We start from the raw sequence: 18,704 nt of genomic DNA on the forward strand, positions 1-18,704 counted from the left end.
ATGGAGGTGTTGTGACCGCCGTGCGGTACGTAACCGGTGGACGGGCGAACAGCTGCCTATTCTGCCAGAGAGAGAATCGCCAGTGCCGGCAGGGTGTTGTTCACCGAGTGAGCGGTAGTGGATGCCACTACCGAACCGGTCCGCATTCGGGCGATGCCGATAGCGAATCCGCCCCACACCAATACTAAGAAACGCCATCCTTCGCGGTGCCACAGCGCGAACACGACTGCCGTGACCACCAGAACGACCCATCTGTTTCCCAACCAAGACATCCGCATCGGCGCTGCACGCCGTTCGAGCGCACCCCACAGCATCCCCCGGAACATCACTTCCTCGCAGAACGGGGCGCCGATCCAGATCCACGCCACCAATACGACTTTCCAGGGTGTGGGTATGGCGAGCAGGTTTCCGAGCGGTGATCCACTCTCGAGATCGGTACGAGCCAAGACAAGCAGCGCAAGTAACAGGCCACCTACCAAGGCAGCGGCACCCCAGGCGATTCCTGATCGAACCTGAACTCCCCATTCGGACAGCGAGGTCGGCAGGCCGAAGTCCACGACGGGGCCGTTCCCTCGGCGCGCGGTGATCGCGAATGCAAGACTCGCAGCCAGGACACTGGGAAGCATGATCGCCAGAACGTAGGCGGGCGAGGAGTCGGTGTCGATCAAACACGGCAACGCGAGGAAGCCCGCGAGGTTGAGGGCAAGCACGGCCGCCGCTGCTGGAATTCCCCATCTCTGACCGCCTCGCCGTTTCGCAGCCAGCGACTCGGCCCGCCAGTAGCGATCCGAGTACCCGGTGCTCTGGTGATGAACAGCGTTCATCGGGGCCATCCCGGCCCAGCTCGGCGGAAGATTCTCGGGGTCGCTCGGGCCCGGCCAGGTCATTTTCGTTCGATCGGCACACCACGAAGTACTACGACGTCGGGCGTCGACAGCACATCCGGCCCCCTGCGTGGATCCGTCGTGTAGATCAGCAGATCGGCTGACGCTCCGTGCTCGAGTCCGGGATGACCGAGCCAAGATCTAGCGTCCCAGCACGCAGCTCCCAGAGCTTCGGTCGCGGTCATACCCACGCGTTCGAGTGCCTGCACCTCCTCGGCGATCCGTCCGTGCCTGATGGAGCCGCCTGCATCGGTCCCCGCAAAGATCGGTATACCGGCATCGTGTGCTCGTCCTATGGTCGACGCCACTCGACCGTGAAGTTCCCGCATGTGTCGCGCGTAGACCGGATACTTGCCGGCCGAAGCCGCTATATCGGGAAACGTCTCGATATTGATCAGCGTCGGAACAAGGGCGGTTCCATGCTCGACCATTTGCTCGATCGTCGCGTCCGTCAGCCCGGTGCCGTGCTCGATGCAGTCGATCCCGGCCCCGATCAAGCCCGGCAACGCGTCCTCACCGAACACGTGCGCGGTGACCCGCGCACCTTCGGCGTGTGCTGCATCGATTGCTTTCTTCAGGATCGCCTCGTCCCACAGCGGGCTGAGGTCCCCGACGCTTCTGTCGATCCAGTCACCGACCAGCTTGACCCAGCCGTCACCCGATCGCGCCTGCTGCGCAACAGCTTCCGGCAGTTGCGATTCGTCCTCGATATCGACGGCCAAACCCGGGATGTACCGCTTGGGCATGGCGATGTGCCGTCCGGCGCGAATTATCCGCGGCAGTTCTTCGTACTCGTCGAGTTCTCTGGTGTCGATGGGCGATCCGGCATCACGAAGCAACAATGCTCCGACATCACGCTCGGTCTTCGCCTGCTCGACTGCGCCGGGAAGGTCCTCGTGCCCGCCGCCGTACTTGATACCGACGTGACAGTGCGCGTCGACGAGACCGGGGAGAATCCAGCCGTCCTCGCACAGTGACTGCGCACCGACTACTGGTTCCACCGAGACGAGGCCATCCACGATCCACAGTTCGATGAGTTCCTCGGACGGCAATACCCGACCCCGAACTCTGAATCCGACCATCTCGGTCTACTTCTTGGGCAGCTTCAGCTGGGACAGGTCGATGCCTTCGAGGCCTGGCGGAATCTGATCGAGGCCCTTGGGCATACCGGATAGATCGGGCATACCGGCGGGCATGCCACCCGGCATGCCCGGGAAACCGCCACGGATCTTCGGCTGGGTTGGGCCACGAGCACCCTTCTTGCCTTTTTTACCCTTCTTGCTGCGGACCTGATTGCGCGCGCCCGGCATCCCCATGCGACCTGCCATGGCCGACATCATCTTCCGCGCTTCGAAGAAGCGGTCGACGAGTTGGTTGACGTCGGAAACCTTGACACCGGATCCGTTGGCGATGCGCAGCCTGCGGGAGGCATTGATGATCTTGGGGTCGGTGCGCTCGCGTGGCGTCATGCCACGAATGATCGCCTGCACGCGGTCGAGTTGCTTCTCGTCCACATTGGCCAGTTCCTTCATCTGGCCGGCACCGGGAAGCATCCCGAGCAGATTGCCGATCGGGCCCATTTTGCGAACGGCCATCATTTGTTCGAGGAAGTCGTCCAGCGTCAGCTGCCCCGACCCGATCTTGTTCGCGGTCGCTTCGGCCTGTTCCGCGTCGAAATGCTGCTCAGCCTGCTCGATGAGGCTGAGAACATCACCCATTCCGAGAATTCGACTGGCCATCCGGTCGGGGTGGAACACGTCGAAGTCTTCGAGCTTCTCACCCGTAGATGCGAACATGATCGGGGCACCGGTCACCTCACGCACACTCAGTGCCGCGCCGCCACGTGCATCTCCGTCGAGCTTTGTCAGCACGACACCGGTGAATCCGACACCGTCACGGAAAGCTTGCGCCGTACTCACGGCGTCCTGTCCGACCATCGAATCGAGGACGAACAGGGTTTCGTCCGGCTGGACCGCGTCTCGGATGCCCGCGGCCTGAGTCATCAGTTCGGTATCGATTCCAAGCCGGCCTGCCGTATCGACGATGACGATGTCGTACTGCTTGTTCCGGGCCTCGGCAACGCCTGCACGAGCAACCTCGACAGGATCGGATGCAGAGACTCCCAGCGCGTTCTCACCGCCTCCGATGGACGTGCCCGGGTGCGGGGCGAAGACAGTCGCGCCAGCGCGTTCTCCGACGATCTGAAGCTGAGTGACGGCGCCCGGACGCTGCAGATCGCAGGCGACCAGGAGAGGCGTGTGCCCCTGATCTTTCAACCACTTGGCGAGCTTGCCCGCAAGCGTGGTCTTACCGGAGCCCTGTAGGCCTGCCAGCATGACGACGGTCGGAGGTGTCTTCGCGAAGGTAAGTCGGCGGGTCTCGCCGCCGAGAATTCCGACGAGTTCTTCGTTGACGATCTTGACGACCTGCTGGGCAGGATTGAGCGCGCCGGAAACCTCGGCACCCTTGGCTCGCGTCTTGATACGCGTGATGAACTCTCGCACCACTGGAAGCGCCACGTCGGCTTCGAGCAGGGCAAGTCGAATTTCGCGGGCGGTGGCATCGATATCGGCAGGCGACAGACGCCCCTTGCCACGCAGGTCTTTGAGGGTCCCGGTCAACCTGTCGGAAAGGGATTCGAACACCGATTGCACTCCTGAGCCGATTGCGAATGGGGCCTGAACAACGTGTAGAGCAGGCTCCACACTAGCGCCCGGTATTACAACACGTCGTCGGCGAGGGTTCTACAGCGCTGTGCACGCCGGAAAACGACCTTCGAGATCAGGCGTTGATTGCCGCGTCGGTCCACGTGACCGAGACTCCGCGCATGGAGAGCCACTCGGCGGGATCGACCTTGACGCCACTCGGATCGTGGACCTCGAAATGCAGGTGCGGACCGGTGGATTCGCCGCGGTTACCCACCGTTGCGATCTGTTGACCTGCCGTCACATGCTGTCCGGGGGTCACCGAATAGTCGTTGATATGCCCATAGATGGTCTCGGTGCCGTCGTCGTGCAGCACCTTTACCCACAGACCGAAACCGGAGGCCGGTCCCGCTGCTGTCACCTGGCCGTCGGTCGCGGCCAAGATCGGCGTTCCGATAGGGGCAGCGATATCGAGACCACCGTGGTGCGCACCCCAACGGGACCCGAATGTCGATGTGAGTACCCCCGATACAGGCTGCACAGCCCGTTCTTTGATGGGCTGAAGACCCCTGATCAAATCTTGGGCTGCGGCTCCGAGGTCAGGGATTCCGAAGCCCTGAAGGTTCGACGTGTCCGGAAGCTGAAGATCTTGTGGGAGCGCAATGTTTTCCGGGAGCTCGATACCCGGCGGCAACTCGAAGCCTCCGGGGAGAAGATTCTGCGGAATCTCGAATGGCATTCCCGCAGTCGGAGCTTCCGGCGCAGGGGCAGCAGCGGCGGTACCCGCTCCGAGCTGTGCAGCTCCCGCCACGATCGCGCCGGTAGCCAGAACGATCGTCGCGGCCCGCAGTCCGGCTTCGTTCTTTTCTACCTGTGCCCTGTGACGCCCGCGCGGTGCATCGATATCCATCTCGATCGGAACGTATATGTTCGACCGCCGGTGGGATCCCACAGTTAATACCTCATCAGTCGTCGGCGTGCATGAATCTCGAGCGTCGTAAAACGACCGGAAGTCGTACTTTCATTCGATGGCGTGAAACATAACAAATTGATCTCGCCCGCACAGACCGTAACCGAATCTTTATGAAATATCACTACTCTCTGGAAGATTCGTTTCTGACCACCCGAACCAGCGTTCAGGTGCCCTCCGGCTTCACCGTAGGTTTCGGTGGTTCGGGGGCCGGAACGACCGCGAGTACCGCACGCTCGATTTCTTCGCGAATATCACGGCCGTCAGATCCGGCCAGATCGATGCAGAACGCATCGATGACCGACGTTCCCAATGTCGTCACTCTCGCCCAGCGGACGTGTGCACCGCAGCGTTCGAGCGCGCTTGCCAGTCGACAAAGCAAGCCCAGTCGATCCTCGGCGCGCAATTCGAGGACCACCTGACCAGGCTCGGTTCCGTCGAACCACAGGACTCTCGGGGGCGCCTGCGCATACAGAACCGGAACTGCCGCATCGACTTCGCCGTCCAGGTTCACCGGCCGAGCATCACGTTCCTTCGCGTCGAGCATGCCGAGCAGATCGAGCTCCCCGGACTGTGCGCGAATAATCTCTTGACGCAGCAGACCGGCCTGAGGCGGTGAGCCGAACAGTGGCGCGACCGCAAAAGAATTCACGGCCGCCCCCTCCTGACTACCGAGCGAAGCCGACAGCACTCGCAAAGATTGCAGTGCCAAGACGCCGGCTGCGTCGGACAGCAAACTAGGATTTTCCGGAGCGATCACGGTGACCACGAACGTGTGCGAACCCTCGGTCGGCTGCAGATCGACGTGAACTCCTCCCTTCTGCGCCAAAGCGATGTGGGCCGGATCGAGCGGGTCAGCAGTCGGCAAGCTCTCTCCCGCCATGACCAAGCGGCATCGCCGAACCAGTTCGCGGATGAGTGAGGCCTTCCAATCACCCCACACGCCAGGGCCGGTCGCCAACGAGTCTGCTTCGGCGAGAGCGTGCAGTAGCTCCAGAAGGACAGTGTCCGATCCGAGGGTCTGCACCACCTTCTCCACGGTGGCCGGGTCATCGAGGTCGCGACGAGTCGCCGTGTCCGGAAGTAGCAGGTGATGGAGCACCATTTTCGACAGCAACGTGACGTCGGAAGGCCACAGCCCCAGCCGGTTCCCGATCTGTGTCGCGAGTTCAGCGCCGACCACACTGTGGTCTCCGCCCCTTCCCTTCCCAATGTCGTGGATCAAAGCTCCGAGGACGAGCAAGTCCGGTCGGGCCACACGTGTCGTCAAAGCACTTGCGTACGCAGCAGTTTCCACGAGATGCCGGTCGACCGTCCACGTGTGCACCGCATCGCGCGGCGGCAGATCACGAACGGCTCCCCATTCCGGAATCAGCCGACCCCATAGGCCGGTCCGATCGAGCGCCTCGATCGCGGCGATAGCTCGGCGTCCTGAACCGAGCAACACCAACAGGTCGTTGAACGCTTCCTTCGGCCACGGTTCGCGTAGCTCGGGTGCGCTTTCGGACAAGCGATTCAACGTCGACGCAGACATCGGCATTGCCGTCTGCGCGGAGGCGGCGGCAACCCGCATTATCAGCCCGGGATCTTTGTTCGGACGAGCGTCACGCGCGAGTACGACTTCACCGCCATGTTCGACGACACCCTCGTCGAGCGGGCGCCGAACCGGAACACGCCGGAGGCGGGACAACCCCCGCCGAGGCAGGGAATTGCCGGCGGTACGAAGGCCGACATCCACCGAATAGCTGATGGTGCGAGCCGAATCACTGAGTACGCGAGCGAGATCGAATCTGTCGCCGATGCGCAATGCCGCGCCGATCTCGTCGGCGTCCTGCGCCCGAAGCTGATCGCGTGCTCGGCCTGCAACTCGGTGCAGTTCTGTCCGGACATCGAGTAAACGGCCATGCGCGAAGGCAAGTCCGCCGCCCGGTGACTCCGGCCCGAGCCCCGGCATCCCGTCGGTGAGTTGTGCAATGGACAGCGCATCGAGTAGCTGAACGTCGCGCAGCCCTCCGCGGCCGCTCTTGAGTTCGGGCTCGGCACGATGGGCGATCTCTCCATTACGGGCCCAGCGAGACCGAGTTTGCGTGATCAACTCTTCGAAACGAGAGCGGATATTCGTCCGCCACTCTCGCCGAACACCACCGATCAGCAAATTGCTCAATTCGACATCGCCGGCGATGTGCCGCGCTTCGAGCATTCCGAGAGCAGCAGTCAGATCCGACGCTGCAACCTGCAGAGCCTGAGGAACGGTACGGACGCTGTGATCGAGCTTGATGTGTGCGTCCCACAACGGATACCAAAGCTTGTCCGCCACATCGGCTACGAGTTCAGCCGGCATGTCGTCATGAAGAAGAATCAGATCGAGATCGGAATAGGGCAGCATTTCGCGACGTGCCAATCCACCGACCGCAACGATGGCGAATCCGGAATCCGGTTTGATACCGAGCTCGGCGCCCTTGGTGGTCAACCAGAACTCGTGCAGATCGACCAAAGCTTGTCGGAGCGAGGGCGCGTCGAGACGACGGTTCCGGCTTCCGTCGTCGAGCAGCTGTTTTCTGGCTCGCGCCAGATCTGCGGCTGCATCACTGGTGCTCTTGGACACGGTGCCCTTCGAGACCGAAGGCCCCGACCCTGCAGCTTTCGCTCCAGAATCGGGGCCCCCTGCCCGCGACCCGTTGGGGTCAGAGCGCATCGGCGCCACGTTCCCCGGTACGTACTCGGATGACCGAATCGACCGGCGAAACCCATACTTTGCCGTCACCGATCTTGCCGGTACGTGCAGCTTCGACGATTACTTCCACGACCTTCTCCACTGCGGCGTCGTCGACGACGACCTCCACGCGTACCTTCGGAACGAAGTCGACGGAGTACTCGGCACCACGGTAAACCTCGGTGTGGCCCTTCTGACGTCCATAGCCCTGGACTTCACTGACCGTCATGCCCAGCACGCCGGCTTGTTCGAGGCCTGTCTTGACGTCCTCCAAGGTGAACGGTTTGACGATTGCCGTGATCAGCTTCATTTATGCTTCCCTTCACAAGCTCACGAATGCTCGGTTGTATTCGGAGCGACTTCTCGCCCCCTATCTTTACCCTGTCAAGCGAAGTCGTACGCAGTCTCAGCGTGCTCAGCTTCGTCGATACCCTTGGCCTCGCCTTCATCCGACACGCGCCAGCCGAGTGGCTTGAGCGCAAACGCGATGATCGCTGTGATGACACCGGTGAAGATCACAGCAGACAGAGCGATGACCGTCTGGACGACCAACTGCTTGTAGTCGCCACCGTAGAACAGCCCGGTCTCGGATGCGAAGAAGCCAATTCCGATGGTGCCCCACAGACCTGATACGAGGTGGACACCGACGACGTCGAGCGAGTCGTCGTAGCCGAACTTGAACTTGAGGCCGACCGCCAGAGCGGAGAGTACTCCGGCAACGACGCCGAGGAAGATCGAACCGATCGGGGTCAGGGCGCCTGCAGCGGGTGTGATGGCGACCAAGCCTGCGACGATGCCCGAAGCAGCACCGAGGCTGGTGGCATGGCCGTCACGGATACGTTCCACGACGAGCCAGCCTGCGATCGCAGCTGCAGCCGCAGTAGTCGTATTGACCCAGGCCAGCCCCGCGAACCCGTCAGCAGCGAAAGCGGAGCCTGCGTTGAATCCGAACCAACCGAACCACAGCAGAGCCGCCCCGAGCATGACGAACGGGAGATTGTGCGGCCGGAAAGCAACTCGACCGAATCCTGCGCGCTTGCCGATGATGAGCGCCAGAATCAGACCGGCAATTCCTGCGTTGATGTGGACCACGGTGCCACCAGCGAAGTCGATCGGAGGGACAGATGCAACGAGCCCGCCGTCGCCGTCGTCGGTCGTGCCGAAGATCTTCGCTGCGAAGCCGTTTTCCGAACCGGAGAGTAATCCGCCGCCCCACACCATGTGTGCGAGGGGAAAGTAAGCCAGAGTGACCCAGACGCCGGCGAACACCAGCCAGGTGCCGTATTTGACGCGCCCAGCGAGCGAACCGCTGATGAGTGCGACCGTGATGATCGCGAACGTCACCTGGAAGGCAATGTCGATGACGTTCGGGTAGCCCCAGGCGCCGGCAAGGAAGTTTCCGTCCGCATCGGTGATCGAATCCTTGAGACCGAAGAACTCGAAGGGATTCGCGAACACCCCGCCGATGTTCTCGGTTCCGTACGACATCGACCATCCCCACAGGACGTAGACGAGCGCGACGACGAACATTGCCCCGAAAGACATCATCATCATGTTCAGTACGGACTTCTGCTGCGACATACCACCATAGAAAAACGCCAGACCTGGCGTCATCAGCAGCACCAACGATGCTGCTGTCAGCATCCAGGCAGCATTGCCGGAGTTGGCCAACAATTCCTCGGGACTCACGTACACCCTCCTTCTCGTGCGCACCGGATGGTGCACCGTCTGAGAGAAGAGTGGTTTCACGAAGTTTCATCCATGACACTCTGGTGTTTCACTCGTGTGAACGGATGGACCAGAACTGTTGCAATAATATTTCGTGCAGGCGTTTTGTAGTTTTCGTCGAAATCCGAAGAACAACTGAATTTTCAGAAGAACCACTGATTTCGGCCGACTACTGATTTCGGCCGACTACTTACCGCCCGACGTACTCCGGACCGAGATCGGCCGAGCAGATCCGGTCAGCCGAGCAACGCGTCGACGAAGGCTTCGGGCTCGAACGGAGCCAAGTCGTCAGCGCCTTCCCCGAGTCCGACGAGCTTGACCGGCACTCCGAGTTCACGCTGCACCTGGAAGACGATGCCACCCTTGGCGGTGCCGTCGAGCTTGGTCAAGACCACCCCGGTGATGTTCACTACCTCGGCGAATACGCGTGCCTGCATCAGACCGTTCTGCCCCACGGTCGCATCCAGGACCAGCAATACGTCGTCGACGTGCGCTCGCTTCTCGATTACCCGCTTGACCTTGCCGAGTTCATCCATCAATCCGGACTTCGTATGGAGACGTCCGGCGGTGTCGACAAGAACGACATCTACTCCCAGCTCGATACCTCGCGTCACTGCGTCGAAAGCAACTGCAGCCGGATCGGCGCCGTCCTTGCCGCGAACGACGTCGGCACCCACACGCTCGGCCCACGTCTGCAATTGATCCGCCGCAGCGGCACGGAACGTATCCGCGGCACCCAAAAGGACACGACGCCCGTCCGCAACGAGCACGCGGGCCAACTTGCCGGTCGTGGTCGTCTTGCCCGTCCCGTTTACACCGACGACAAGTAGCACAGCAGGTGTGCCCTCATGCGGCAGTGCTCTGATCGATCGATCGAACTCCGGGTGCAACTGCTTGACGAGAATCTCGCGCAGCAACGCTCTGGCGTCGGCCTCGGTGCGGATGCTCCGCGACGCCATCTGCTCGCGCAGCGAGGTCATGATTTCGTTGGTAGTGGACGAACCGAGGTCTGCGATCAGCAGTGTGTCCTCGACTTCTTCCCACGAATCCTCATCGAGGTCGCCGCCGCCGAGGATTCCCAACAAGCTCTTACCGATTGCGGACTGCGAGCGAGAGAGTCGACCGCGTAGGCGATCCAGCCGCCCATCGATAGGAGCAATCTCGTCGAGAACCGGCGCGGCGGATACCGGATCGGAATCGAGAGCTGGCGCAGGCTCGGGTTCCGGGGATGGCTCGGGTTCCGGGGATGGCTCAGGTTCCAGAGACGGCTCAGGTTCCAGAGAAGGCTGGGGCTCCGGGGACGGCTGAGGCTCCGGCGAGGCCACAGGCTTGGGCTCGGGTAGAGACGCGGGCACGGGTTTCGGCGCGAGATCCGGCTCGGCAACCGCGCTTCCCTGGCTGAACGAGAATCCGCCACCGGCCTTGTATCCGCCCGACTTGTCCTTCTCGCCCTCCTCGATCTTCGGCGTCTCCGAAGAGGTGAGCGATATTCGCCGTCGACGCGACACCACGAGCCCAACTACGAGCCCAACGGCCAGGATGGCCAGAACGGCCGCGACGATGATCCACGCTTCGCTACTCACACGTCCATCCTGTCAGGAGCGTCTTCGCCACCCAACCGGCACCCTGGCGGGCAAGCGCACAGCACATCACTCGAACTCAGTTCGACGACTCAGAGCCTTCCGGTACAGAAACCTCGTCTGCAGGCACGGAATTTTCACGGACACGGCCCTCCGGGACCGGCGCATCGAGGAGATCCGTCTCGTTGCCATCTGGGGCCGTCACGCTGCCGATCGTCTCGACTCGGTTGCGGTTGAGGCGTTGCGAAATCACCGTCGTGATGCCGTCGCCGCGCATCGATACTCCGTACAGTGCGTCGGCAACCTCCATCGTCGGCTTCTGGTGGGTGATGACGATCAGCTGCGACTTCTCGCGAAGTTGCTCGAACAACCCGATCAGACGTCGGAGGTTCGTATCGTCCAGTGCAGCTTCGACCTCGTCCATCACGTAGAACGGAGATGGTCGCGCTCGGAAAATAGCAACCAGCATCGCTACGGCCGTCAAGGACTTCTCGCCGCCGGACAGCAGGGACAGGCGCTTGACCTTCTTTCCTGGTGGGCGTGCTTCGACCTCGATACCTGTGGTGAGCATGTTCCCTGGTTCGGTGAGGATCAGTCTTCCCTCTCCCCCTGGGAACAACTTGGCGAACACCTGAGTGAACTCGCGTTCGACGTCGAACCACGCTTCGGTGAAGACCTGCAAGATTCTCTCGTCGACATCGGCGACCACCTCGAGCAGATCCTTGCGGGCGGACTTGACGTCCTCCAGTTGTGTGGAGAGGAAGTTGTATCGCTCCTCGAGCGCAGCGAATTCTTCGAGCGCGAGGGGGTTCACCTTTCCGAGGGTCGCCAAATCCCGTTCGGCACGTTTCGCCCGCTTTTCCTGAGCCACCCGGTCGAACGGCATCGGGGCAGGTGCCACCACCTGTTCTCCGCGTTCCTTGGCGGCCTCGTACTCACTCACCTCGAGTTCCGTCGGTGGCAGGCTCACGTCCGGTCCATATTCGGCAATCAGGTCGTCGAGCCCGATACCGTGCTGTTCGAGGATCGTCGCCTCGAGCTGCTCGATTCTGAGCGCAGCCTGCGCACGAGCAATTTCATCGCGGTGGACCGCGTCGGTGATCGAAGCGAGCTGGGCCTGGAGAGCCCGAACCTGTTCTTTGACCCGGTCCAATTCGGCGGTAGCAGTGGCACGCTGGGCAGCAAGCTCGTCACGACGAGCGGCAGCGGCCGCGACGACGCCGGCGAGCCGGTCGGCCACGCGATCACCGGCGGACGCAACCGCCTGCGCTACTGCTGCAGCGTGTCGACGCCCGATCAGCTCCCGTTCGGCCCGTGCTCGAGCCTCACGTTCGGCGCGGGCAGCTCGACGCATCGAGTCCGCGCGACCCCGGACGGACTGCGCCCGTTCCTCGGCTGTGCGGACATTCAGGCGTGCGTCGACCTCGACCGATCGAACCTCGGACAATGCGGCGGCAGCCATCTCACGCGCCATGACCGATTCACCCGAATCGGATCCACTGTCGGTCCCGGCTTGCTCGTCCTCGGCCAGCCTGAGGCGCTCCTCGAGCTCCGCCAACGCGGTAAGAGCCTCCTCACGACCGGTTTCTGCTCGGCTTCGCTGCTCGGTCAACCGCGAAGATTCTGCGTGTGCCGATCGAGCGAGCTGCCCGAGGCGACCGAGCTGCTCGTACACCGCTGCAATAGCAGCATCGGACTCGTTGAGCGCGGCCAGCGCTTGTTCGGCGGATTCACGGCGATGGGCTTGCTCGGCGAGCGCTCCCGACAATGCTGCTTCGAGCTCAGCCGAATATCGTTCTGCTGCAGCAAGTTCGACTGTCGAGGTATCAATCGCCGACTGCACCTCGATGGTGCTCGGCCGCCTGTCCGAACCGCCCGTCACCCATCCTGTGTCGAGAAGATCCCCGGCCTTCGTCACTGCCCTGACTCCAGGCGACGACTGCACCAATGACGCGGCGTCGTCGAGAGATTCGACTACTACGATGCCGCCGAGCAACGCACTCATCGAACCGGAAAGCGAATCAGGGAAATGGATCACATCGAGCGCCCACCTGGCGCCATGCGGCAACTGAACGGTGCGACGATTCGCGGAATGCGTGACATCGCCGAAGACGACAGCTGCACGCCCACCGTCCGCATCACGCAGTGCCAGAACAGCATCGAGTGCACTTGTGAACGATTCGGCGTGAGCAGCATCGGCTACGGGGCCCAATGCCACCGCCACCGCCACTTCGAAGCCCGTTTCCACGCTGATGCGGTCGGCAAGTAACCCCGACAGGCCAGGCTGAGAGTTCTCGATGAGCCAACCGGCCCCGTCCTTGCGTTCGAGTCCCATCTTCAACGCTTCTATTCGAGCCTGATACGAGGCAACCTTCTTCCCGGCGACACGCTCCTCGTTCTGCAATTCGGTCACGCGCGCGTCCGCGCTTCGGTGCGCCATCACAGCTCGCTCGTGCTGCGTGTCGAGACTCAATTCACTGGCGTCGAGCCCGCTTATCTGGTCCTGGACGCTCTCGAATTCCATCTGCGCGAGGTCTCCGCGCTCACGAGCCTCGTCGATCGCCACCGACAGCCGAGCAACCTCTGCATCGGTGGAATCGGCCTTGGTTCGGTAAGTGTCGACCTGTCCGGAAAGCCGCGCGAATCCTTCTCGACGATCGGCGACCGCACGCACCGCAGCCATATGAGCTCGCTCCGCCTCGAAAGCCGCAGCCTCGCGTTCGGCCAACTCTTCGCGTGCAGCCTCGAGAGACTCGCGTGCGATCTCGACGGCCTCGACGAGTTCCAATTCCTCTTCGGCGACACGATCCGCCTGAGCTTCCAGTTCGTCCGGGTCTTGACCACGGCCCGTCGACGACGCCGAATCGAGGTGACGTGCACGCTCTTTCGCGATCCGGATGGTGGCGTTGACACGTTCGGCGAGTGCAGACAACTGAAACCAGGTTTGACCGGCGGCCTCAGCGTTCGGAGTCAACCGGGCAACCGACTGTTCGAGCTCTCCGAGTGCGACATTGCCTGCCTCGAGCGTGTCCTGCACAGTCGCGTACTGCTCGCGGGCGGCAGCTTCGTCCTGAGTCTGGTTGGCAAACTCGGCACGGCGGCCGACCAAGTCGTCGGCCGCGATACGCAGCCTGGCGTCGCGAAGATCTGCTTGGACCGTCTGTGCTCGACGAGCGACCTCGGCTTGGCGACCGAGAGGCTTGAGTTGACGCCGAAGCTCGGTGGTCAGGTCGGTCAATCGAGCCAGATTCGCCTGCATGGCGTCGAGCTTGCGGACAGCCTTCTCTCTGCGCTTACGGTGTTTGAGAACGCCTGCGGCCTCTTCGATGAAGGCTCTTCGATCTTCCGGCCTGGATTCGAGAATGGCAGCGAGCCGCCCCTGCCCGACGATGACGTGCATTTCGCGGCCGATGCCGGAGTCGCTGAGCAATTCCTGGACGTCCATCAGCCGACACGAGGCTCCGTTGATCTCGTATTCGCCTGCGCCATCACGAAACATTCGCCTGGTGATCGACACCTCGGAGTAGTCGATAGGCAACGCACCGTCGGAGTTGTCGATCGTGAGCGTCACTTCCGCACGCCCGAGCGGGGCACGTCCAGAGGTGCCCGCAAAAATGACATCTTCCATTTTGCCGCCACGTAATGCCTTCGCTCCTTGCTCCCCCATCACCCAGGTGAGAGCGTCCACTACGTTGGACTTCCCCGATCCATTGGGCCCGACGACGCAAGTAATACCCGGCTCGAATCGAAGAGTCGTCGCCGAAGCAAAGGACTTGAAGCCCTTGAGCGTCAGACTCTTGAGATGCATGGCGCTTCAGAGTACCGGGTGTACCCCACCTGCGCGTACGAGATCTGGAGCGCCACGGTCCGAATACGTCCCTCCATCACCGCTCGACGAAACCGCTGAGCCCACCACGCGGCGGATCCCAGCTCTCCACGACGAGGGTCACCACGCCCGGAGTATTTCCCCCCCGAAGAAGCTCGAGGAGGCGCTCGGCCTTTTCTCGTACACCCTCGGCGATGACGAGCACTCGACCGTCCGCGCTATTGGTTGCGTGGCCGACCAGTCCGAGCTCGAGGGCGCGCGAACGGGTCCACCACCGGAACCCGACGCCTTGCACCGAACCGTGCACCCAGGCGGTCAACCGAATCTCACTCACGAGGAGGTCGACTTTCGGTTCGTTCCGTCGAAACCGTGAAGTACAGCAGGAGCGAGCCGATTGCCCAACGTAGGCATCCGCATCGTCAGCCGTCCACGTCGATCTCGAGAGATACCTCAGCGCCTGCTTTCAACGTGCGTCCGACGGTGCACACCTTGTCGATGGCGCGCTCGACGACGATCAGCAACCGCTGCTGCGCTTCGGGGTCGAGCTCGCTGAGATCGACGGCGAGTACCTCATGCAACTCCGGGTAGCGTTCGTTCTCACGATCGGCAGACCCCGACACCGTCACCTTCGAGTCGTAATTGTCACCGAGGCGGCGTGACAATGGGAGATCCGAACTCATCCCGGTGCATGCCGCAAGAGCTATCTTGAGCAACTCGCCAGGGGTGAAGACCCCGTCGACGGATTCCGAACCGATCAGCACCTCGGCTCCTCGCGAGCTCATTCCGGTGTATCGACGCGTCCCCGTCCGTTCGACCCACAGTGCCGTCGGTGTGCTCTCATCAGCCATGAGAGTCGATTCTAGGGTGACCGGCCGTCAGGGCAGCGTCAGGTCCGCGTATTTCGAGGTCGCGGCTGGCAGGTGGGACAGCTGTACGACGATCTGTTCATGAACTTCTCACGCCGGATCGGGCTACCACAACGCGAACATGGCAGCCCCTCTTGGCCGTACGCATCCAGCGACCGATCGAAGTATCCCGATTCGCCGTTGACATTGACGTACAACGCGTCGAAGGATGTACCGCCTTGCGCGAGAGCCTCACCCATCACTGCGTGTGCCGAGGTCAACAGTGTGCGTAGAACTGGCCTCGACAAGGTCTCTGCAATTCGATTGCCGTGAATCTTGGCGCGCCACAGTGCCTCGTCGGCGTAGATGTTGCCCACGCCCGACAGCACCGTTTGGTCGAGTATGGCGCGCTTGATCTCGGTGTGTTTGCCCCGCAACACGTTCACGACGGATTCCGCATCGAACAACGGATCCACCGGGTCTCGTGCGATGTGTGCCACGGTCTCGGGAACCACGGACCCGTCGACAGATTCGAGGTGCGCGATGGCCCAACCACCGAACGTTCGTTGATCGACGAATCGGAGTTCGGCTCCGTTGTCCAGCCCCACACGGATGCGGAGGTGCTTCTCGGCAGGCACCGACGGTGGCTGCACGAGCATTTGGCCGCTCATTCCCAAGTGCACGACTATCGCGTCGTCATGCGCATCGAGTGGCAGCCACAGATACTTGCCGCGACGCTCCGCCGACACGATACGGCGGCCGCGTAGCTGAGCCTCCAGGTCCCGCGCACCAGCAAAGTGACGCCGGACCGCGCGAGGGTGCAGTACTTCCACCGATTCGATAGTTGTACTGACTACATGCGATTCGAGACCGAGGCGCACTACTTCGACCTCGGGTAACTCGGGCATCGGGTATCCGCTACTCCGCGTGCGGAGCCATAGCGACGTCGGGGGCCGGGGAGTCGAGTGCTCCGGCGGTGCGCTCTACGACGGGGGACTCGACGGCGGGGGACTCGACGGCGGCAGAGCTCACGTTTCCGTCGGAGATGTCGTTCCAGGCAGTACTCGCTGCCTTCTGCTCGGCTTCCTTCTTGGATCGGCCGACACCTACCCCGAGTGGCTTACCGCTGACGACGACGGTCGCAGTGAATTCTTTGTCGTGGTCTGGTCCGGTGGAGGAGATTTGGTATACGGGCACGCCAAGCGATTTCACAGCCGTCAGCTCCTGAAGACTGGTCTTCCAGTCCAGGCCGGCGCCCAAGCGTGGTGCTCGGTCCAGCAAACGTGCGAACAGGGTCAGAACGACACGACGTGCGACCTCTATCCCGTGCTGGAGGTGAATCGCGCCCAACAGGGACTCCATGCCATCGGCCAGAATGCTGGGCTTGTCACGACCACCGGTCTGCTCCTCGCCCTTGCCTAGCAGGAGATGACGGCCGAGACCACCTTCACCGAGTTCGCGTGCCACCTCGGCCAGAGCATGCATGTTCACGACGCTGGCACGAATCTTGGCCAACTCGCCTTCGGATTTCTCCGGATGTGCAGTGTAGAGCTCCTCGGTCACGGTCAAACCGAGAACCGAATCACCCAGGAATTCCAGCCGCTCGTTGGTCGGCAGACCACCACGCTCGTACGCGTACGACCGGTGGGTCAAGGCCAGAGTCAACAGGGGTTCAGCGAGTACGACGCCAAGAGCGGCGAGGAGCGACTCTCGGTCGTCCCCGCCGCTGTCGGCTGTCGAGCGGTTCAGGTGGGTAGAACTGCTCTTCGATGTCATGTGCTGAAGATCAGACAGCTGCTGCTACCTGTCGGCCCTTGTAGGTGCCACACGAGGGGCACGCAATGTGGGGCAGTGTCTTCTCGCCGCATCCACGGTTGGGGCACGTGACAAGCGTAGGCACTGTGGCCTTCCACTGTGCACGACGCGACCTCGTGTTGGAACGCGACATTTTACGCTTCGGGACAGCCACTTCTACTTCTCCTCGGCTTCGTTGTTCACAAGTTCGGTGCTCGATACTGGATCCACGCCAAATTTGGCTGCAAGTCCAGCCCAGCGAGGATCAACTATCTCATGATTATGTCCAGATTCCGCAATCGCCAGGTTGATGCCGCATTCCGAGCACAATCCCTGGCAGTTTTCACGGCAGAGAGGATGCAATGGAAGCTCCAATCCGACCGCATCCACGACGACTGGCTGTAGGTCTATCTGATCATCGACTACGCGATGAATCTCCTCCTCGTCGGTCGTGTCCTCAGTGACGCTGGACGGGTAGGCGAACAGATCGGTGAGATACACATCCACCGCACCCGAAACAGGCTCCAGGCACCGAGAGCACTCACCCGTAGTGTCTGCGCGGACGGTGCCGGTGACGAGCACACCCTCCGATACCGCTTCGAGGCGAAGATCGATATCGACCGGAGACCCCATTTCGATGGCGATCCCATCGAGGCCGATTCGCGTGGGCGCGACAATCGACCGCTGGATCTCCGTCATGGACCCGGGCCGACGGCTCAGGTTGTCGATATCCAGCACGAATCCCGTGCCCGCTTCGGCACGAGGGGTATTACGACGGGTAGACACAGTAATCTTCCTGCTCAGACGATTGATTCGATCACCTTTGCGCTGCTGGACCGACAGCACCGAAGTGGTGCGCCGGACCGGGACAACCTTTGGGCAACCACACAACGGTACGCACGGACTCAGGCATGAGCAAATCTGGACGATTTACCTGCGCGAACGACGACCCTCGCCGGATGGATCCGGGCCGTAGTCCGGGACACCCGATCCGGTACGCAACTGCTGGCGGCCTCGCCCCACAGAGCGAATAGTGCCACTGAGGAACTCCTCGAACTCCGCCAGCTTGGTATCGACATAGACGTCGCATTCACTGCGCATTCGGTCTGATTCGGCATGCGCAGTGTCGATGACGCGCGCCGATTCTGTGCGTGCGGCCTGCACGACCTCGGTTTGATCGACCAACCGCGCCTGCTCCTCGGCTCCGTCTGCGACCGAACGCTCGTACGAAGCCTGACCCGACTCGATGAGACGCTCCGACTCCGATCGCGCCCGCGTCGTCAGCGTCTCGTACTCACGCCTTCCTGCTTCGACCGAACGCTCCGCGGTGTCGTTCGCATCGTCGACGAGTTGCTCGGCGTGAGCCTTCGCCTCGGCAACCATGCGATCGGCCTGTGATTTCGCATCGGCCAATATTCGGTCTGCGGAATCGCGCGCATTTTCGACGGTGTCCTGGGCTTCGTCGTTGGCCGAGGTGACAGTTTTCTCTGCCGTCGACCGAGCGTCCGTGACCAGTTTGTCCTTATGATCGAGGACATCTTGCGCGTCGTCGAGTTCACCGGGAATCGAGTCGCGCACATCGTCGAGAAGTTCAAGGACGTCGCCGCGAGGAACAACGCAGCCGGCCGTCATAGGGACACCGCGCGCCTCCTCGACAATGGCGACGAGTTCGTCGAGTGCCTCGAATACGCGGTACACCGGTAACCCCAATCGATAGAA

16 protein-coding genes are annotated in these 18,704 nt (G+C 62.0%); all 16 read right to left on the minus strand.

Features of this window, described 5'->3' with window-relative positions:
• Nucleotides 1-56: 56 nt before the first annotated feature.
• Nucleotides 57-887 (minus strand): CPBP family intramembrane glutamic endopeptidase, encoded by an 831-nt coding sequence (locus tag E5720_RS02215; protein WP_136169300.1) that lies wholly within the window; start codon nucleotides 885-887, stop codon nucleotides 57-59.
• Nucleotides 884-1,966 carry an amidohydrolase family protein gene (locus tag E5720_RS02220; protein ID WP_136169301.1) on the minus strand — a complete coding sequence of 361 codons (1,083 nt, stop codon included), beginning with the start codon at nucleotides 1,964-1,966 and terminating at the stop codon, nucleotides 884-886. The genes E5720_RS02215 and E5720_RS02220 overlap by 4 nt, the downstream gene beginning before the upstream one ends.
• A gap of 6 nt (nucleotides 1,967-1,972) precedes the next feature.
• Nucleotides 1,973-3,529: a signal recognition particle protein gene (ffh, locus tag E5720_RS02225; protein ID WP_136169302.1), complete on the minus strand. Its 1,557-nt coding sequence runs from the start codon at nucleotides 3,527-3,529 to the stop codon at nucleotides 1,973-1,975.
• Between the two features lie 136 nt (nucleotides 3,530-3,665).
• Nucleotides 3,666-4,481 carry a M23 family metallopeptidase gene (locus E5720_RS02230; RefSeq protein ID WP_136169303.1) on the minus strand — a complete coding sequence of 272 codons (816 nt, stop codon included), beginning with the start codon at nucleotides 4,479-4,481 and terminating at the stop codon, nucleotides 3,666-3,668.
• Between the two features lie 184 nt (nucleotides 4,482-4,665).
• Complete coding sequence (locus E5720_RS02235; RefSeq protein ID WP_136169304.1) at nucleotides 4,666-7,194, minus strand: [protein-PII] uridylyltransferase; 2,529 nt, start codon at nucleotides 7,192-7,194, stop codon at nucleotides 4,666-4,668.
• Nucleotides 7,184-7,522, minus strand: coding sequence for a P-II family nitrogen regulator (locus tag E5720_RS02240; RefSeq protein WP_019664269.1), 339 nt, complete (start codon nucleotides 7,520-7,522; stop codon nucleotides 7,184-7,186). The genes E5720_RS02235 and E5720_RS02240 overlap by 11 nt, the downstream gene beginning before the upstream one ends.
• A gap of 74 nt (nucleotides 7,523-7,596) precedes the next feature.
• Nucleotides 7,597-8,856, minus strand: coding sequence for an ammonium transporter (locus E5720_RS02245; protein WP_168708407.1), 1,260 nt, complete (start codon nucleotides 8,854-8,856; stop codon nucleotides 7,597-7,599).
• A gap of 320 nt (nucleotides 8,857-9,176) precedes the next feature.
• On the minus strand, nucleotides 9,177-10,523 hold the full coding sequence (gene ftsY, locus E5720_RS02250; RefSeq protein ID WP_136169305.1) for a signal recognition particle-docking protein FtsY: 1,347 nt from the start codon (nucleotides 10,521-10,523) through the stop codon (nucleotides 9,177-9,179).
• Nucleotides 10,524-10,599: 76 nt separating this feature from the next.
• Nucleotides 10,600-14,328 carry a chromosome segregation protein SMC gene (gene smc / locus E5720_RS02255; RefSeq protein ID WP_136169306.1) on the minus strand — a complete coding sequence of 1,243 codons (3,729 nt, stop codon included), beginning with the start codon at nucleotides 14,326-14,328 and terminating at the stop codon, nucleotides 10,600-10,602.
• 76 nt (nucleotides 14,329-14,404) lie between these two features.
• Nucleotides 14,405-14,680 (minus strand): acylphosphatase, encoded by a 276-nt coding sequence (locus E5720_RS02260; RefSeq protein ID WP_136169307.1) that lies wholly within the window; start codon nucleotides 14,678-14,680, stop codon nucleotides 14,405-14,407.
• A gap of 85 nt (nucleotides 14,681-14,765) precedes the next feature.
• A complete protein-coding gene (locus tag E5720_RS02265) occupies nucleotides 14,766-15,194 on the minus strand; it encodes an OsmC family protein (RefSeq protein ID WP_136169308.1) in 429 nt (142 codons plus the stop codon).
• A 38-nt stretch (nucleotides 15,195-15,232) separates the two neighbouring features.
• Entirely contained in the window at nucleotides 15,233-16,099 is an 867-nt protein-coding gene (gene mutM / locus E5720_RS02270) for a bifunctional DNA-formamidopyrimidine glycosylase/DNA-(apurinic or apyrimidinic site) lyase (protein WP_136169309.1), read from the minus strand.
• 10 nt (nucleotides 16,100-16,109) lie between these two features.
• Nucleotides 16,110-16,967, minus strand: coding sequence for a ribonuclease III (gene rnc / locus E5720_RS02275; protein WP_136169310.1), 858 nt, complete (start codon nucleotides 16,965-16,967; stop codon nucleotides 16,110-16,112).
• Nucleotides 16,968-16,977: 10 nt separating this feature from the next.
• Nucleotides 16,978-17,160, minus strand: coding sequence for a 50S ribosomal protein L32 (rpmF, locus tag E5720_RS02280; protein WP_084348580.1), 183 nt, complete (start codon nucleotides 17,158-17,160; stop codon nucleotides 16,978-16,980).
• A gap of 2 nt (nucleotides 17,161-17,162) precedes the next feature.
• Nucleotides 17,163-17,723, minus strand: coding sequence for a DUF177 domain-containing protein (locus E5720_RS02285; RefSeq protein ID WP_247596277.1), 561 nt, complete (start codon nucleotides 17,721-17,723; stop codon nucleotides 17,163-17,165).
• A 192-nt stretch (nucleotides 17,724-17,915) separates the two neighbouring features.
• The gene (locus E5720_RS02290; RefSeq protein ID WP_136172380.1) at nucleotides 17,916-18,683 is read right to left on the minus strand and encodes a DivIVA domain-containing protein; all 768 of its coding nucleotides are present in this window, start codon (nucleotides 18,681-18,683) and stop codon (nucleotides 17,916-17,918) included.
• Nucleotides 18,684-18,704: the final 21 nt, after the last annotated feature.

It is taken from the genome of Rhodococcus sp. PAMC28707 (assembly GCF_004795915.1).
Classification (GTDB): Bacteria; Actinomycetota; Actinomycetes; order Mycobacteriales; family Mycobacteriaceae; genus Rhodococcoides.

What these genes read in the sequence shown, in the direction of transcription:
- E5720_RS02265 (WP_136169308.1), bottom strand. Translation starts at nt 15,194, where the DNA reads ATGGCTGATGAGAGCACACCGACGGCACTGTGGGTCGAACGGACGGGG.
- E5720_RS02245 (WP_168708407.1), bottom strand. Translation starts at nt 8,856, where the DNA reads ATGCTGACAGCAGCATCGTTGGTGCTGCTGATGACGCCAGGTCTGGCG.
- E5720_RS02240 (WP_019664269.1), bottom strand. Translation starts at nt 7,522, where the DNA reads ATGAAGCTGATCACGGCAATCGTCAAACCGTTCACCTTGGAGGACGTC.
- E5720_RS02220 (WP_136169301.1), bottom strand. Translation starts at nt 1,966, where the DNA reads ATGGTCGGATTCAGAGTTCGGGGTCGGGTATTGCCGTCCGAGGAACTC.
- rnc (WP_136169310.1), bottom strand. Translation starts at nt 16,967, where the DNA reads ATGACATCGAAGAGCAGTTCTACCCACCTGAACCGCTCGACAGCCGAC.
- E5720_RS02215 (WP_136169300.1), bottom strand. Translation starts at nt 887, where the DNA reads ATGACCTGGCCGGGCCCGAGCGACCCCGAGAATCTTCCGCCGAGCTGG.
- E5720_RS02235 (WP_136169304.1), bottom strand. Translation starts at nt 7,194, where the DNA reads ATGCGCTCTGACCCCAACGGGTCGCGGGCAGGGGGCCCCGATTCTGGA.
- mutM (WP_136169309.1), bottom strand. Translation starts at nt 16,099, where the DNA reads ATGCCCGAGTTACCCGAGGTCGAAGTAGTGCGCCTCGGTCTCGAATCG.
- smc (WP_136169306.1), bottom strand. Translation starts at nt 14,328, where the DNA reads ATGCATCTCAAGAGTCTGACGCTCAAGGGCTTCAAGTCCTTTGCTTCG.